A 15,108-nucleotide genomic window follows, 5' to 3' on the forward strand; every position below is an offset into this window, starting at 1 on the left:
CGGATCACGTAAACAGGGGGCGTGGGGAAGATTCGGGGATGTGGGGAAGGCGTGCGAAAGTCACTGCCGCGGCGCGGAAGGTTGCCATTTTGCGCGAAACCATTATTTAATGTTCTTGCGTAACAAGCGCGTGTAAGCGCCCGGGGGAAGGGGAGAAACCGTGGGTCTGTTCGGGAATTCCAATCCACCACTCATTGGAGTGGACATCAGTTCTACCGCGGTGAAGCTGTTGCAGCTGAGCCAGAGCGGTGGCCGCTATCGCGTGGATCACTACGCGGTCGAGCCGCTGCCGCCGAACGCGGTGGTCGAGAAGAACATCGTCGAGGTCGAGGCCGTCGGTGACGCGATAAAGCGCGCCCTCGCCCGGTCCGGCAGCAAGGTCAAGCACGCCGCGGCTGCGGTTGCGGGGTCGGCGGTCATCACCAAGGTGATCCCGGTCCAGGGCAACCTCAGCGAGGACGAGCTCGAGGACCAGGTCGAGTTCGAGGCCCGCCAGTACATCCCGTACCCGATCGAGGAAGTCAGCCTCGATTTCGAGGTGCTGGGGCCGGTACCTGGCAATCCCGAGCTGATCAACGTCCTGCTGGCCGCCTCGCGCACCGAGAACGTCGAGATCCGCCAGTCGGCGCTCGACCTGGCCGGGCTCGCCCCGAAGGTCATCGATGTCGAAGCCTTCGCGATGGAGAACGCCTACCAGCTCATCGCCGACCAGCTCGCGGTCCAGAAGGACGCGCTGGTGGCGTTGGTCGATGTCGGCGCGACGATGACCAACCTCAACGTGTTGCGCAACCAGCGCAGCATCTACACCCGTGAACAGGTGTTCGGTGGCAAGCAGCTGACCGACGAGGTCGTGCGTCGCTTCGGCCTGAGCTACGAGGAAGCCGGCCTGGCCAAGCGCCAGGGTGGATTGCCGGAGAGCTACGAGGTCGAGGTGCTCGAGCCGTTCAAGGAAGCGATGGTCCAGCAGATCAGCCGTTTGCTCCAGTTCTTCTATGCCGGCAGCGAGTTCAACCGCATCGACCAGATCGTCCTGGCCGGGGGCTGCGCCTCCATCGCCGGCATTGCGGACATGGTCGAGGAGCAGCTCGGCGTTCCGACGGTCGTGGCGAATCCGCTGGCGAACATGTCGCTCGGTCCCCGGGTGCAGGCACACGCACTTGCCCAGGATGCCCCGGCGATGATGATCGCCTGTGGCCTGGCACTGAGGAGCTTCGACTGATGGCCAAGATCAATCTCCTCCCGTGGCGCGCGGAGCGTCGCAAGCAGCGACAGCAGGAATTCGTCGCGATGGTGGTCGCTTCCGTCATCGGGGCCGGCATCGTGTTCTTCCTGATCCTGCAGTACCACAACGGCCAGATCGAAGGTCAGCAGGCGCGCAACCAGCTCCTGCAGCAGGAAATCCGCCAGGTGGACACGAAGATCACCGAGATCGAGGCGCTGGAGCGCACCCGCGCGCAGCTGATCGCGCGCAAGGAAGTCATCGAGCAGTTGCAGGCCAGCCGCTCGCAGATGGTGCATCTGTTCGACGAGCTGGTGCGATCGATTCCCGACGGCGTGCAACTGTCGTCGATCCAGCAAAGCGGTCGGCAGCTGACGCTTGAGGGCCACGCCCAGTCCAACGCCCGGGTCAGTGCCTACATGCGCAGCCTGGAGGCCTCGGAGTGGATGACAAGTCCGGACCTCTCGATCATCGAGGCGCGTGATGGGCCCAATGCCCTGCCGTTCGCGTTCATCCTGCGAGTCCAGATGGCCACGCCGGGGCAGAACGAGGACAGCGGCGTGATCATTGACGATGGTACGGCAGGGGGGGCGCTCTAATGGCCAACGTGGACCTGAAGGACTTCAGCAACGCCGGAACCTGGCCGCTGGGCTACAAGGTGATGGTGTGCGTGTTCGTCGCCGCGCTCATCCTGCTGGTGGGCTGGTTCGCCCTGATCAACGACAAGCGCGACCAGATCGAAAACCTGGAGCGTACCGAGCAGAACCTGCGCACCGAATTCCAGACCAAGCAGGAGCGGGCATCGAACCTGGAGCCGCTCAAGGAGCAGCTGGCGCAGATGGAAGTGATGCTGCAGCAGATGTTGCGGCAGCTGCCGAGCCGGACCGAGATGCCCGACCTGATCGTGGACATCTCGCAGACCGCGCTGGCCAGCGGCATTTCCAACGAGTTGTTCCAGCCGGGGCCGGAAGTGCCGCGGGAGTTCTATGCCGAGAAGCCGATCTCGCTTCGCATGGTGGGCAGCTACCATCAGTTCGGCGCGTTCGTCAGCGGCGTGGCCTCGCTGCCGCGGGTCGTCATCATGACGATGCACGATATTTCACTGCAGCCGCGTGCGGGTGGCACGATCACCTCCGCCTCGGGTGCCCTGGTGCTCGAGGGCACGGTGCGCACCTACCGCTACCTCGATGACGACGAGATTGCAGAGCAGGCGCAGCCTGCCGCCGGTGGGAGTCGCTGATCATGCAGATGACGATTAAGCCTTACGCCAGGGTGACGCTGGTGGCGCTGGCCCTCGTGGCGGTGACCGGCTGCACCCGCAGCACGAACGACCTGGAGAACTGGATCGCCGAGGTGAAGGCGCGACCCGCGCCGCCACTCGAGGGGATCCCGGTCATGCAGCAGTTCGAGACGTTCGAATACGCCGCGCAGGGGCTCCGCGATCCGTTCAGTCCGCCGATCGCGCAGCGCGATGGTGCCGGCGACGGTCCGCGACCGGATCCCGACCGCCGCCGCGAAGAGCTCGAAGCCTTCCCGCTGGACAGCCTGAAGATGTCGGGCACGCTGGGCGGGACGCAGCAGCAACGGGGATTGGTAATGACGCCTGACCGGGTAGTCCACAGGGTTCGCGTGGGCAACTACCTCGGGCAGAACGAAGGCCGTATCACGGCCATCAGCGAAGACCGGATCGATGTGGTCGAGCTGGTGTCCGATGGCGCGGGTGGCTGGCTGGAACGCCGGGCGTCGATCGCCCTGGAAGATTAAGTGATTGGGGGAAATACGATGACCGCGACGATCATGACACGCCAGGGAGCACCGCTGGGGCGCTTCGCCGGCCTTGCGGCGGCAGCCATCGCGCTGCTTGCTTTCACCGTGCCTGCCTTTGCGGAGAACATCCTGCAGCAGGTTCGCCACGAACCGGGGGCTGGCGGGCAGGTGGATATCATCCTGCAGTTCTCCGGACCCGTGGGCGACGTTCAGTCGTTCACCACCGAGAGTCCGCCGCGCATCGCCTTCGACCTCGCCGATACCCGCAATGGGCTCAGCGAGCGCCGGGTGGTGGTGGGTACGGGTGCGACCAGCGCGGTGAGCGCGGTGGAAGCCGGTGGGCGAACCCGGGTCGTGGTGGACCTGTTCCGCCCGGCCGACTACCAGACGCGCACCGAGGGCAACAACCTGGTGATCAGCGTTGGAGGCTCCCAGGGTGGGGCGGCCGTGGGCACCACCGCCTACTCGGCCGACCCGTCCAAGCGCCTCCCGGCGGATGTCGAAGTCTCCAACGTCGACTTTCGGCGCGGTGAGGACGGCTCCGGGCGACTGATCGTCAGCTTCAGTGGCGACGGGGCTGATGCGCATCTGCGCACGGAGGGCGACAAGCTGGTGCTGGACGTGCCCAATGCACGCCTCGGTGCCGGGCTGGAGCGCCGTCTCGACGTCGTCGACTTCGCCACGCCGGTTCAGACCATCGAACCCCGTGCCCACCAGGGGGCGACCCGGTTCACCCTCAGCACCGCAGGTGCCTACGAGTCGATGGCCTACCAGACCGGCAACCAGTACGTGCTCGAAGTCTCGCCACGTGCGGAGGCCACGGTGGCCGCGCCGACCGGTCGTCCGGCCCCGCGCGAATACAGCGGTCGCCCGGTCACCTTCAACTTCCAGGACATCCCGGTGCGCACGGTCCTGCAGTTGATGGCCGAGGAGTCCGAGCTCAACATCGTGGCGTCGGACTCGGTGCAGGGCAATGTGACGTTGCGACTGGTCAACGTGCCGTGGGACCAGGCCATGGAGATCGTCCTGCGCGCCAAGTCGCTGGACCAGCGCCGCGACGGCAACGTGATCTGGGTGGCGCCGCAGAGTGAGTTGGCGGCGTACGAACAGGCCCGCGAGGATGCCCGGATCGCACTCGAGCAGCGCGCGGAACTGATTTCGGAGTATGTCCCGATCAACTACGGCAGGGCCGAGGACATCGCTTCGCTGCTGACCGAGGAGAGCAAGACCTCCCAGGGTGGCGGTGCCGGCGCTGGAGATAGCCAACAGGGGTTCCTTTCGCCTCGCGGCAGCGTCAGCTTCGACCGTCGCACCAATACCTTGCTGATCGTCGACATCCCGCAGAAGGTGGACGAGGTCAAGGCGCTGGTGGCGATGCTCGACCGGCCGGTGGAGCAGGTCCTCATCGAAGGCCGGATCGTCATTGCGACCGAGGATTTCGCCCGCGACCTCGGTGTCCGTCTGGGTGCAAGCTCAACGAACATCCGTAACCCGCGTGGTGATTTCGAGTCGGGTGGATTCGATGTGAACCTTCCCATCACCAATCCCGCGGGAGCGATCGGTTTCAGCCTGCTGCGCGGCGGTTTCACGCTCGACCTCGAGCTGGCGGCCCTGCAGTCCGAAGGCCGCGGCGAGGTGATTTCCAATCCCCGAATCATCACCGCCAACCAGCAGGAGGCCGTGATCAAGCAGGGTGACGAGATCGGCTACGTGACCCTGCAGCAGGGCGCCGGTGGTACCGGAAACTTCACCGTCGAGTTCAAGGAAGTCGTCCTCGAGCTTCGGGTGACGCCGACCATCACCCAGGATGACCGTGTCTTCCTCGACATGAACATCAAGAAGGACGAGGTCGAGGGCTTCACCACGACCCCGTTGTACAGCGTGCCGAACATCTCCAAGCGCGAGATCACCACCGGCGTGCTGGTCGACAACGGGCAAACCGTGGTCATCGGCGGCGTGTACGAGTTCTCCAGCCGCGAGGATCTCAGCAAGGTGCCGTTCCTCGGCGACCTTCCGGCGCTGGGCAACCTGTTCCGTCGCAAGGGCAACACGAGCACCAAGGCCGAGTTGCTGGTCTTCGTCACGCCAAGGATCCTAAAGATCGAACAGCGCTGACTTGCACTGAGCAAACCAGGACAAGGGCCGCCAAGTGCGGCCCTTGTCCGTTCCGGGACAGGCTCGGGAACCTCGAACGGACCCCGGGGTCGATCCAACCGAATCCCGTTACCCTAGAGCCATGGACATGCCCGACACGCAGGCCCTCGCCACGGCCACGCACCAACACTTCCTCCGCCTTCGCGACCGGCTTGGCGAGAGCATCATTGGCCAGCGGGCGCTGGTCAGCCAACTGCTGATCGCATTGCTGGCGACGGGCATCTGCTGGTGGAGGGGGCTCCCGGCCTGGCGAAGACGACCGCGGTGAAGGCCCTGGCGCGGCACCTGCACGCGCCGTTCCAGCGCATCCAGTTCACGCCCGACCTGCTCCCGGCGGACCTGACGGGCACCGATATCTGGCGCCCGCAGGAGGGCCGGTTCGAGTTCCAGCCGGGCCCGCTCTTCCACAGCCTGCTGCTGGCCGACGAGATCAACCGGGCGCCAGCCAAGGTGCAGTCGGCCCTGCTCGAAGCCATGGGAGAGCGGCAGGTCACGGTGGGTGGCCGGACCTATGCCTTGCCTGCGCTGTTCCTGGTCATGGCCACGCAGAATCCGATCGAGCACGAGGGCACCTATGCGCTCCCGGAAGCACAGCTCGATCGCTTCCTGATGCACGTGAAGGTCGGCTATCCGGACGCGGCGATGGAAAGCCGCATCCTGGCGCTGGTGCGTGGCGAAGCGCGTCATCTGGCAGCCGGTACGGCCGCGGACGTGCCCGAGGGCGAAGGCCTCGATACCCGGATGGTGATGCAGGCGCGGGCCGAGGTGCTCGACCTGCACATGGCCGAGCCCCTGGAGCGGTATATCGTCGAGATCGTTCTGGCCAGCCGTGATGCGCAGCCCTACGACGCCACCCTCGCCGCGCGCATCGCCTGGGGCGCGAGCCCGCGCGGAACCATCGCGCTGGAGCGCTGCGCGCGCGCGCATGCCTGGCTGGCCGGGCGGACGTTCGTCACGCCGGAGGATGTACAGGCCGTGGCACCGGACGTGTTGCGGCACCGGATACTTCCCAGCTACGAGGCGAGCGCCGACGGCTGGGACGGCGGCAGGCTTGCCGAACGCCTGCTGGAACTGGTGCCAGTGCCCTGAGGGCCGCACGTGCCGGCATCCACCGTCCAGCATGGTCCAGCAGGCGGCGTCGTGGCCCCGACGCTTGCCGAACTCGTCGCCTTGTCGCAGCGGGTGGTCGCGTGGCCCGTCACGCGCCGGGCCTCGGGCGGCCAGTCGGCCCTGGCCCACTCGCCCTTGCGCGGGCGCGGCATGGAGTACGCCGAGTCACGGCCCTATCTTGCCGGGGACGATGCAAGGCACATCGACTGGCGCCTGAGCGCGCGCACCGGCAAGGCGCACAGCAAGCTCTTCCATCCCGAGCGCGAGCGCACGACGCTCCTGGTGTGCGACGCCTCACCGGCGCTGCGCTTCGGGACCCTCGTACGCTACAAGTCCGTGCAGGCCGCGCGTGCAGCGGCACTTGCCGCCTGGGCGGCGTCGCGCGCGGGAGAGCGCGTCGGCGCGGTCGTAGCCGCCGAGGTGGTCAAGCCCGGCACCGGTCAGCGGGGGGTGCTGCGAGTGCTTCGCGCCGTCTCGGACGCCTACCGTGAACCCGCACCCGAAGCCGCTCCCGACCTCGGGCAGCTCCTGGTCAGGGCGATGCGGTTGGCGCATACCGGCGCGCGGCTCATCGTCCTCGCCGATCCCGGCTCGGTGCACGAATTGGCCGACGGGATGCTGGCCGGGCTTGCGCGTCACAACGATGTCCTCGTGGTGATGTTGGCCGACGCGTTCGAGCTCGACCCCCCGTGCCGGCCCATGCCTTTGACGTGGGCGGGCCATAGGGAAGTGCTCGACCTGTCCGACGACGGGGTCCGCGAGGCCTGGCATGCCCGCTTCACCCAACGCATCGAACGCATCACCGCGAATCTCGAACGTCTGCGCATCGGATGCCTGGTGCTGGCCACGCACGAGGATGGCGCTACCGTTTTGCAGGCCATGCATTCGGGCAGACCGGTCGCGTCATGACAGCCGGGCCACAGCTTCGCGACATCCACCTGCCCGCTGAGCCCGGTTGGTGGCCGCCGACCTTGGTCGCGCTGCTCCTGCTGGCAATCGCCCTGGTGGTCCTGGTCGCCGCGCTTGCCTGGCTCGGGCAGCGGGTCCGCCGGTGGCGTGAGGTGCGCAGGCTGGCGCGCTTCTTCGACGATGAAGTGGCAGTGGCGCGAAACGATGGGGAGCGACTGCAGCGAGCCTCCTCGTGCCTGCGTCGCGCGGTGGCCCGCACTCGTTCCGAAGCGGTGGCGCTGACCGGCGAGGCGTGGTTGGCGGTGCTCGACGGCGACGACCGGTCGCACCCCTTCACCCGGGGACCGGGTCGCTTGCTGGCCGAGGGGCCGTTCCGGGGCGACGTGGCGCCGGGCGAGGCCGACGCCGCCGTTCTGCTTGCCCGCGCGCGTTTCATCCGTCTCGGGGCAGGTCACGATGCCTGAACTCCTCTGGCCCTGGATGCTGTTGCTCCTCGTGCTGCCGTGGCTGGCACGCTGGGCCATGCCAGCCTACGGTGAGCGCAGATCGCAGGCCCTGCGGCTGCCCATGACGGCCGGGGACCTCACACCGTCATCCCGGCGTCGAGTTGCTCCCGGCCGCCTGCCCGTGATGTTGCTGCTGGCCTGGATGCTGCTGGTGCTGGCGGGTGCGCGCCGCAGGTGCTCCAACCGTTCGCCGCCGCACCCGAACCCGCGCGCGAATTGATCCTCGCCGTCGACCTCTCCGGCAGCATGGCCGAGGCCGACATGCGCCTGGGCGGGCGCCCGGTGGACCGGCTCACGGCGGTCAAGGCCGTGCTGTCGGACTTCCTCGAGCGCCGCCGGGGTGATCGCGTCGGACTGGTCGTCTTCGGCAGCCGTGCCTATACCCTGGTGCCGCTCACGACCGACCTGGCGACCGTGGGGGAGCAACTGGCGGACATGGATATCGCGATGGCCGGGCGCGAAACCGCCATCGGCGATGCGCTCGCGCTTTCGGTGCGTCGACTTCGAGAAGGCGAGGAGGGCGCGCCTGCGCAGGGGCGCGGCGAGACAAGTCGTGTCGTGGTGCTGCTTACCGACGGCGTCAACAACGCCGGCGTGATTCCACCCGAGCGCGCGACCGCCCTGGCGGTGGCCGAGGGCGTGAGGGTACATACGATTGGATTTGGTCGCGAAGGCGGCGCCCCCGGTCTGTTCGGCGCGATGATGCCCCGCGCCGAGGCGGAGATCGACGAGCCGGCCCTGCGCGCGATCAGTGATGCGACAGGGGGTCGCTACTTCCGCGCGCAGGATACCGGCACCCTGTCGGAGATCTATGCCGAGCTCGACCAGGTCGAAACGCGATCGGCCGAGGCGCCACCGGCCATGCTGCGCCGGGAAGTATTCCATTGGCCGCTGGCTGCTGCGTTTGCCTTTCTGCTGGCGTCCCTGGCCTTGCCTTCGCGCGCACGGCGGGAGACGCCATGACCGACGCCCTCGGCCAATGGTTCGAAGCCTTCGTGTTCCTGCGACCCTTGTGGTTGCTGGCGCTCGGAGGCGTTCCACTGGCCTGGTGGGCCTGGCATCGGCGCCTGGCGAATGCGTCGCCGTGGCATGGGGTGGTCGACCCGGCCTTGCAGCCCCACGTGCTGGACGGAGCCGTGGGCCGCGGCGCGCGATTGCCCTGGCGTTGGGCCACCCTCTACCTGCTGGCAGTACTCGCCCTGGCCGGCCCCGCGTGGAAGGAGGTCGGCAACCGGTGCTGGTGTCGAGCGATGCGCTGGTGGTTGCGCTGGACCTGTCCTCCTCGAGTCGTGCCGCGGACCTGGCTCCGGACCGGGCGACGCGGGCACGGCTGAAGCTGGCGCGTCTGCTGGAGATGCGGCAAGGCGGTCAGCTTGGACTGCTGGCCTTCGCCGGGTCGGCCCACGTGGTGTCGCCGCTGACCCACGACGCGCGCACGCTGCGTCGCTCGTCGACGCGCTGGAGCCCGGGCTGATGCCGGTGGACGGACACCGCGTCGATCTCGCCATCGAGCGGGCAAGGGCCATGATGCAGGGAGCGGGGGAGGCCAGCGGACGGATCCTGGTGTTGACCGATCGCGCGGATGCCGCGGCCGTCTCCGCGGCGCGCAGCGCGCGCGATCTCGGCTTCACGGTGCACGTGCTGGGCCTCGGCACGCCCGAGGGCGCTCCGGTGCGCGCGCCAAGCGGTGGGTTCACCCGCGACACGTCCGACCGGCTCACCATGGCGCGGTTGGAGCCGGCCTCGCTGGAGCGGCTGGCTGCCGCTGGCGGCGGCCGATTCGCCGCCCTGCGCGCCGATGATGCGGACCTGGACGCGCTCGGTGTGCTGGAAGTCGGGGCAGTCCGCACGGACGATGCCGGCAGACTTGGCGCACAGCGACGTGACGAGGGTTTCTGGCTGGTGCTGCTGATGCTGCCACTGCTGCTTCCGGAGTTCCGTCGTGGCGGCGTGATGGCGTTGGCGGCCCTGCTGCTCCTGGCACCCGCCACGCCGGCAGTGGCCACGGACCTTGCCGCGGTGTTCAAGCGCGACGACCAGAGGGCCTGGGAGGCGCTTGCAGAGGGTGAGGCGGAACTCGCATTGTCGCTGGCCCGTGACCCGGCCCTGCGCGGGGCGGCGGCGTATCGGCTGGGCGACTTCGAAGCGGCCATCGAAGCCTTCGGCGAAGCCGGTGGACTCGATGGCGCATACAACCTGGGCAATGCGCTGGCCGGGGCCGGACGGTATCAGGAGGCGCTGGACGCGTGGCGGGGCGTGCTCGAGCGCGACCCTGGCCACGAGGATGCGCGGAGCAACCTCGAGGCGCTGGAGCAGTGGTTGCAACAGCAACCACGGCCGCCGGAGCACGATGAGACCGCGGCCGGCGAAGAGGATCCAGAGGCCAGCCGTGCGCCGGGTGACGGCGAGGAGGACGCCGCCGCGCAGGACCCCGGCACGGGCGAACGAGCGGATACCGCCGAAGACGCCGGTTCCGACCAGCCCGACGAGGGACAGCCATCCGGGGAGCCGGGGGACGAGGGCGACGGCGAGGCGGCAGGCGGGCCTCCCGAGCCGGGTGATCCCGACGAGCAGGCGGCGGCGGAGCAGGCGGTGCGCGACGCGATCGAGCAGGCGCTGCAGGAGCGCGAGGAACAGGAAGCTTCCGCGGCGGCCGCCGCCGAGGCGCCCGATCCCGAGGCGCTTGCCGAGCGCGAGGAGGCCGAGGCGATCGAGCGCTGGTTGCGCCTCGTCGATGACGATCCTGGCGCCTTGCTCAGGCGGAAGTTCATGATGGAACACCAGCGGCGCCAACGCGGAGGAGGGGAATGATGGGCGAGCGGATGCGCTGGGGCCTGCTGCTTGGACTGGCATTGATCCTCTCGCCACTGGGCGGCGCCGCGCAGGCGCAACCGGTGGCCAGCCTGGACCGCGAGCGCATCACGCTCGGGGAGTCGGTGGTGCTGCGCATCGAGGCGAGCCGCCTGGTCGGGGCGCCGCCTGACCTTTCGCCGCTCGAGGGCCGGGTCGAGGTGCTGCAGCGCTCGGGTCGTACCGAGTTCAGCCGGGGGGCGAGCCACAGCGTGTGGGAGTTCACCCTGCTGCCGCGCGAAGAGGGTGTTGTCGGGATCCCGGCACTGGATTGGGCTGGCGGGCGGACCGCTCCGCTGAGCCTGACGGTGCTGCCGACGCGGTCCGGGTCGGCGGGGGCCGGCGACCCGATCTTCATCGAGGTGGAGATCGATGACCAGACACCCTATGTGCAGCAGGCGCTCACCTACACGCTCCGCCTGGGCTACCGGGTCACGTTGCTGGAAGGTCGCCTGGACGCGCCCGACGTGGGGGATGGCGCAAGCCTGCGGCAGTCGGGGGAGGACGTGAGCTACCAGCGCGACATCGACGGCCACCGTTACCGGATCGTGGAGCGTCGATACGTGCTGGTGGCCGATCGCAGCGGCGAAGTCCGCGTGGGTCCCCCACGGTTCCAGGGGCGGGTCCAGCCACCGGGCTCGCCGTTCGGTGCGTTCCAGAGCGTTGCCCAATCGGGAGAGGCGCTGACCCTGCAGGTTCGGCCACGCCCGCCGCAGGCCGCCTCGCCCTGGCTGCCGGCGCGTTCACTGCGCGTCCGTCTGGCGCCGCCGCCGGATACGCTCAGGCAGGGTGAGCCGGTGACCCTGGCCTTGCGGGTCAGGGCGGAAGGGGCCACGCGCGACCAGCTGGCCGGGCTGGCCTTGCCCGAGGGTCCGGGTTACCAGGTCTACCCCGAGGCGGCCGAACTGAGCGAACGTGTCGAGGATGGGCGCCTGGTGGTCGAGGGCGTCCGGCGCTTCGTCGTGGTGCCGCTGCTCGGCGAGCGGCTGGTCATCCCGCCATCGACCCTGCCGTGGTGGGACGTCGCGAACGACCAGCCGGCCCAGGCGGACATCCCTGGACTCGACGTCCTCATCGAGCCGTCCGGGGCGACACCCCCGGGCACCCGCGAGGTGCCGGGGGCAGGCACCGATGCTGTGCTGCTTGTGGAGCATGACGTGCCAGACGCACGGTTGTGGAAGGGGCTGGCGCTCCTGCTGGGGCTGGCGTGGCTGCTGACGCTGGTGGTCCTGGGCTCGATGCTGTGGCGTCGGCCTGCCACGGGTGGGCGCGGCGAGCCGCTGTCCCCGCACGGCGCGGAACCGGGCCGCCGCAGGGGGGCGGGCATGAAGCTGCGTCGCGCGCTCGACGAAGGCGATCTGTCCGGGGTCGAGCACGCGTTGCTCGCCTGCGCCCCCGGCCATTGCAGTGGCCTGGCGGAGGTCATCGCGCTGCTGGCCGACCCGGCACAGCGCGATGCGGCTCAGCTGCTGATGCAGGCGCGCTGGGGAGGCGGCGACCCGGCGCAGGCACGCGAGGCGGCCCGCCGGGCGTTCCGCCCGGGGCCGCGCTGGCGCCCCGCGGGACCTTCGGGTGCCGGCGCGGTTCAAGACCCGGTGCCGCCGCTTTACCCCGGCAGCCACTCCTGACCATTGCCGGGGCTGGTGTATGCTCCGGCTCTTGCGACATTTCCTTTGGGGGGAAACCTGAATGCCGTTTCGATTGCTGGCCGCGCTGGCTGCCCTGCTCACGACCTTTTCCGTGCACGCGCAGGATGCGCCCGGCCTCGACGAACGAATCAATACCGCGTTCACGCCGGTGGCCGATGCGATCTCGGCGCTCATCTTCTACTCGGTGCCGGTCAACGGCGCCCAGTTCCCGTTGATCGTCGGCTGGCTGATCTTCGCCGGCCTCGTGTTCACGCTGTACTTCCGCTTCATCAATATCCGGGCCTTCGGCCATGCCTATCAACTGCTGCGCGGGCGCTACGACAACAAGAACAGCCCGGGTGAGGTCACTTACTTCCAGGCGCTGAGTTCCGCGGTCTCCGGCACGGTCGGGCTGGGCAACATCGCCGGCGTCGCGGTGGCGATCACCATCGGTGGCCCGGGCGCGGTGTTCTGGATGATCGTGGCAGGCCTGCTGGGCATGACGACGAAGTTCGTCGAGTGCACGCTGGGCACCAAGTACCGGCTGGTGAAGGCTGACGGCACGGTGTCGGGTGGGCCGATGTACTACCTCACGCGCGGCATCAAGGAGCAGTACCCGAAACTCGGTGGTGTGGGCTGGGTGCTGGCGATCATCTTCGCGATCTGCGCCATGCTGGGCGCGATCGGTGCTGGCGCGATGTTCCAGGCGAACCAGGCCTACGCGCAGCTGGCCAACGTCACCGGCGGTGCTGACGGCTTCTTCGGCGACAAGGCCTGGCTCTTCGGCCTGGTCTATGCCGGCATCGCCGGCGCCGTGGTGATCGGCGGCATCAGCCGCATCGGTGCGGTGACGGCCAAGCTCGTACCGACGATGGCGGCGATCTACATCCTCGCCTGCCTGGTCGTGCTGGGCTTCAATGTCGGCGCGATCCCTTCGGCGATCGGCACGATCGTCTCGGGCGCATTCAGCGCCGAGGGCGTCACTGGCGGCATCATCGGTGCGCTGATCCAGGGCTTCCGCCGCGCCGCGTTCTCGAACGAGGCCGGCCTGGGTTCCTCGGCGATCGCCCATTCGACGATCAAGACCCGCGAGCCGGCAAGCGCTGGCCTGGTCGCGCTGTGGGAACCGTTCGTGGACACCGTCGTGATCTGTTCGATGACGGCGATGGTCATCGTGATCACGGGCGTCTACATGACCGGCGAAGGCGTGGAGGGCGTGCAGCTCACGTCGGCGGCGTTCGCCACGGTGATGCCGTGGTTCCCGTACCTGCTGGCCTTCCTGGTCCTGCTGTTCGCGTTCTCGACCACGATCACCTGGGGCTACTACGGGGCCAAGGCCGCCAGCTTCCTGGCTCGCGAGTCCAAGGGCGTGCTCTACGGCTTCAAGTTCTTCTACCTGGTCATGGTGGTGGTCGGCTGCACGATGTCGCTGGGGGCGATCGTCGACCTGGCCGATGGACTGCTGTTCCTGATGGCGATCCCGAACCTGATCGGTCTGTACCTGCTGGCGCCGGTGGTCAAGCGCGAGGTCAAGGGCTACTTCGAACGGGTGAAGAGCGGCGAGTTCGAGACCAAGGCCTCGCGGGGTCCCGACGCCTGAGGCGTCGGGACGGGAGGACTCCGGGATGAGCGGCTCGATGCCCCTGCACACGCGCATGCTGATCGGCTTCATCGTCGGCATCAGCGCCGGCCTGATGGCGAACTTCATGTTCGCGACGCGCAATGGCTGGGTTGGCTGGTGGCCTACGTCACCGACCCGGTCGGCCAGATCTTCCTGCGGCTGCTGTTCATGCTGGTGGTGCCGCTGGTGTTCTCGGCGCTGATCCTGGGCGTGGTCGAGATCGGCGATCCGCGGGCGTTGGGTCGCATCGGAGGACGCACGCTGGTCTTCATCCTCACCGTCACCACGCTGGCGGTCACGATCGGTCTGATCGCGGTCAACGTACTGCAACCGGGCACCGGCATTCCCCCGGAAGTCACCAGCACCTTGATGGATGCTTCCGCGGAGCGTGCCGGGCAGATCGCGGCGGGCGGAGAGCAGGTTTCCCTGGTCAACCTGATCATCAACATCGTGCCGCGCAACCCGATTGCTTCGGCGGCCAACGGCGACCTGATCGGCATCATGTTCTTCTCGCTGATGTTCGGCATCGCGGCGACCGTGCTGCAGACCGCGGGCACCCGGAGTTTCGTCGGCGCGGTGCAGGGCGTGTACGACATCTGCCTGAAGCTGATCGGCTGGGTCATTGCGCTGGCACCCTACGCGGTGACGGCACTGCTGTTCACGATCACCGCGCAGCTGGGGCTGGACGTGCTCGTGCAGCTGGCCCGCTACGTCGGCACGGTGGTGCTGGCCCTGGCCATCCACATGTTCATCGTGTTTCCGCTGCTGCTGCGCTTCTTCGGTGGCATGAGCCCGCTGTTCTTCTTCCGGGGTGCGCAGCCCGCGATCCTCACGGCGTTCTCGACCTCCTCTTCGGCAGCCTCCTTGCCGACCACGCTGAAGGTGGCCGAGGAGAACCTCGGCGTGCCGCGGCGCGTCGCCCGCTTCGTCTGCACCCTCGGCGCCACCGCCAACATGAACGGCACGGCGCTGTTCGAGGGCATCACCGTGCTGTTCCTGGCCCAGTTCTTCGGCGTGGAACTCTCGCTGCTGCAGCAGGGCGTGATCCTGGTGCTGTGCATGCTGGGCGCGATCGGCGCGGCCGGCGTGCCGGGGGGCTCGCTGCCAGTGATCGCGATGATCCTGGCGATGTTCGGCATCCCGCCCGAGGGCATCGGCCTGATCCTGGGCGTCGACCGCTTCCTCGACATGTGCCGAACCACGGTGAATGTCAGCGGCGACCTGGTCGGCTCGGTCGTGGTGGCGCGCTACGAGGCCCCGCAGGAGACGCTGCAGACCCAGGCCTAGCACCGGGGCCGGGCGGCTTCAACCGCGACATCGACGACGCGCTGGGGGACAATGTCG

12 protein-coding genes and 2 pseudogenes are annotated in these 15,108 nt (G+C 68.4%); all 14 read left to right on the forward strand.

The annotated features are described in order from the left end of the window. Positions 1-160 precede the first annotated feature (160 nt). The 14 genes and pseudogenes from FU658_RS07040 (at position 161) to FU658_RS07105 (ending at position 15,051) form a co-directional block, all read left to right on the forward strand. The gene (locus FU658_RS07040) at positions 161-1,219 is read left to right on the forward strand and encodes a pilus assembly protein PilM (RefSeq protein ID WP_147891443.1); all 1,059 of its coding nucleotides are present in this window, start codon (positions 161-163) and stop codon (positions 1,217-1,219) included. Then, a complete protein-coding gene (locus tag FU658_RS07045) occupies positions 1,219-1,818 on the forward strand; it encodes a PilN domain-containing protein (RefSeq protein WP_147891444.1) in 600 nt (199 codons plus the stop codon). Before FU658_RS07040 ends, FU658_RS07045 begins: the two co-directional genes overlap by 1 nt. Next, positions 1,818-2,459: a type IV pilus inner membrane component PilO gene (locus FU658_RS07050; RefSeq protein ID WP_147891445.1), complete on the forward strand. Its 642-nt coding sequence runs from the start codon at positions 1,818-1,820 to the stop codon at positions 2,457-2,459. Before FU658_RS07045 ends, FU658_RS07050 begins: the two co-directional genes overlap by 1 nt. Positions 2,460-2,467: 8 nt before the next feature. After that, positions 2,468-2,983: a pilus assembly protein PilP gene (locus FU658_RS07055; RefSeq protein ID WP_147891612.1), complete on the forward strand. Its 516-nt coding sequence runs from the start codon at positions 2,468-2,470 to the stop codon at positions 2,981-2,983. Between the two features lie 18 nt (positions 2,984-3,001). Then, a complete protein-coding gene (locus tag FU658_RS07060) occupies positions 3,002-5,101 on the forward strand; it encodes a type IV pilus secretin PilQ (RefSeq protein ID WP_255505466.1) in 2,100 nt (699 codons plus the stop codon). Between the two features lie 267 nt (positions 5,102-5,368). Next, complete coding sequence (locus FU658_RS07065; protein WP_425477595.1) at positions 5,369-6,229, forward strand: AAA family ATPase; 861 nt, start codon at positions 5,369-5,371, stop codon at positions 6,227-6,229. Between the two features lie 51 nt (positions 6,230-6,280). Beyond that, on the forward strand, positions 6,281-7,159 hold the full coding sequence (locus FU658_RS07070; protein ID WP_147891446.1) for a DUF58 domain-containing protein: 879 nt from the start codon (positions 6,281-6,283) through the stop codon (positions 7,157-7,159). Between the two features lie 62 nt (positions 7,160-7,221). Continuing rightward, positions 7,222-7,623 (forward strand): DUF4381 family protein, encoded by a 402-nt coding sequence (locus FU658_RS07075; protein ID WP_425477596.1) that lies wholly within the window; start codon positions 7,222-7,224, stop codon positions 7,621-7,623. Then, positions 7,616-8,628, forward strand: a pseudogene (locus FU658_RS07080) (vWA domain-containing protein). Before FU658_RS07075 ends, FU658_RS07080 begins: the two are co-directional and overlap by 8 nt. A 271-nt stretch (positions 8,629-8,899) precedes the next feature. Then, positions 8,900-9,139, forward strand: a complete 240-nt coding sequence (locus tag FU658_RS14400) for a VWA domain-containing protein (protein ID WP_187265985.1) — start codon at positions 8,900-8,902, stop codon at positions 9,137-9,139. Then, a complete protein-coding gene (locus tag FU658_RS07090; protein ID WP_147891449.1) occupies positions 9,139-10,476 on the forward strand; it encodes a tetratricopeptide repeat protein in 1,338 nt (445 codons plus the stop codon). Before FU658_RS14400 ends, FU658_RS07090 begins: the two co-directional genes overlap by 1 nt. Further along, positions 10,473-12,143 carry a BatD family protein gene (locus FU658_RS07095; protein WP_147891450.1) on the forward strand — a complete coding sequence of 557 codons (1,671 nt, stop codon included), beginning with the start codon at positions 10,473-10,475 and terminating at the stop codon, positions 12,141-12,143. The genes FU658_RS07090 and FU658_RS07095 overlap by 4 nt, the downstream gene beginning before the upstream one ends. A gap of 61 nt (positions 12,144-12,204) precedes the next feature. Beyond that, positions 12,205-13,743, forward strand: a complete 1,539-nt coding sequence (locus FU658_RS07100) for an alanine/glycine:cation symporter family protein (protein ID WP_147891451.1) — start codon at positions 12,205-12,207, stop codon at positions 13,741-13,743. A 55-nt stretch (positions 13,744-13,798) separates the two neighbouring features. Further along, positions 13,799-15,051 (forward strand): annotated as a pseudogene (locus FU658_RS07105) (dicarboxylate/amino acid:cation symporter). Positions 15,052-15,108 lie beyond the last annotated feature (57 nt).

Source organism: Alkalisalibacterium limincola (genome assembly GCF_008017755.1).
Lineage (GTDB): Bacteria > Pseudomonadota > Gammaproteobacteria > Xanthomonadales > Xanthomonadaceae > Alkalisalibacterium > Alkalisalibacterium limincola.

Bases quoted from the DNA above. Each gene is read 5' to 3' on its own strand.
- FU658_RS07050 (WP_147891445.1), top strand. From the start codon at position 1,818: ATGGCCAACGTGGACCTGAAGGACTTCAGCAACGCCGGAACCTGGCCG.
- FU658_RS07090 (WP_147891449.1), top strand. From the start codon at position 9,139: ATGCCGGTGGACGGACACCGCGTCGATCTCGCCATCGAGCGGGCAAGG.
- FU658_RS07060 (WP_255505466.1), top strand. From the start codon at position 3,002: ATGACCGCGACGATCATGACACGCCAGGGAGCACCGCTGGGGCGCTTC.
- FU658_RS07095 (WP_147891450.1), top strand. From the start codon at position 10,473: ATGATGGGCGAGCGGATGCGCTGGGGCCTGCTGCTTGGACTGGCATTG.
- FU658_RS07100 (WP_147891451.1), top strand. From the start codon at position 12,205: ATGCCGTTTCGATTGCTGGCCGCGCTGGCTGCCCTGCTCACGACCTTT.
- FU658_RS07045 (WP_147891444.1), top strand. From the start codon at position 1,219: ATGGCCAAGATCAATCTCCTCCCGTGGCGCGCGGAGCGTCGCAAGCAG.
- FU658_RS07055 (WP_147891612.1), top strand. From the start codon at position 2,468: ATGACGATTAAGCCTTACGCCAGGGTGACGCTGGTGGCGCTGGCCCTC.